General features: G+C 44.5%; 1 protein-coding gene. It reads left to right on the top strand.

What is annotated here, in order from left to right; translation table 11 throughout:
• A partial coding sequence (locus RO21_RS11980) for a terminase large subunit domain-containing protein (protein WP_047978014.1) occupies nt 1-1037 on the top strand: 1037 nt, incomplete at both ends.

Genomic DNA, 1037 nt, shown 5'->3' with positions numbered 1-1037 from the left:
TGGGCGGGTTATGGGATTTCAGAAATAGCCCGTATGTTAAATATCCCTGTTTCGACAATTTCCAGTTGGAAAAAACGGGATAAGTGGGACAACGCCTCTATCTTTGATCGTGCAAATGCCGGCATTGAGAGCCGTTATATTTTACTGATGCAAAAAGAGGTGAAGTCGGGCTATGACTTTAAAGAGTTAGATTTTTTAATGCGTCAGCTTGAAAGAGCGGCTCGTATTCAACGCTACAATCAAGGCGGAAATGAAACCGATCTCAACCCGAAAATTAAAAACCGCAATCCTACTGATCGTAAAAAGCCGGAACAGAATGCCATTTCCGAAGAACAAGCCGAATTGCTGATCAACGGCTTTCTCAACGGTATGTTCCACTATCAGAAAAAGTGGCACGAAGCCGGATTAAGCCAACGCATTCGACATATTCTCAAAAGTCGTCAAATCGGGGCGACTTATTATTTTGCTCACGAAGCGTTAGTTGATGCGTTGGTAACGGGCAGAAATCAAATCTTTATTTCCGCCAGTAAAAAGCAGGCATTGCAGTTCCGTGCTTATATTGTCGCCTATGCGAAAAAAGTCGCCGATGTGGATCTCAAAGGCGAGACAATTACGCTACCCAACAGGGCACAACTGATTTTCCTCGGCACAAACTCAAAAACCGCTCAATCCTACCACGGCAATCTCTATTTTGATGAAATCTTTTGGGTCAATCGCTTTGAAGAAATCCGTAAGGTTGCCGCGGGTATGGCATCACAAAAGCAGTATCGCATCACCTATTTTTCCACGCCGTCCAGTATTACCCATTCCGCCTATCGCCTTTGGTCAGGCAAGCTGTTTAATAAGGGCCGACCTAAAACAGAACAGGTGGATATTGATATTTCCCACGCTCATTTAAAACAGGGCAAGACTTGTGCGGACGGTCAATGGCGACAAATTGTCAATATCTACGATGCCGAAGCCGGTGGCTGTACATTGTTTGATATTGAACGCTTGAAGTTGGAAAACTCACCGGAAGAATTTGCCCAGCTCTATAT

This window comes from Muribacter muris (assembly GCF_001038205.1).
Taxonomy (GTDB): Bacteria; Pseudomonadota; Gammaproteobacteria; order Enterobacterales; family Pasteurellaceae; genus Muribacter; species Muribacter muris.
Note: the sequence above shows the minus strand (reverse complement) of the source record. Positions and strands in the feature narration are given on the sequence as shown.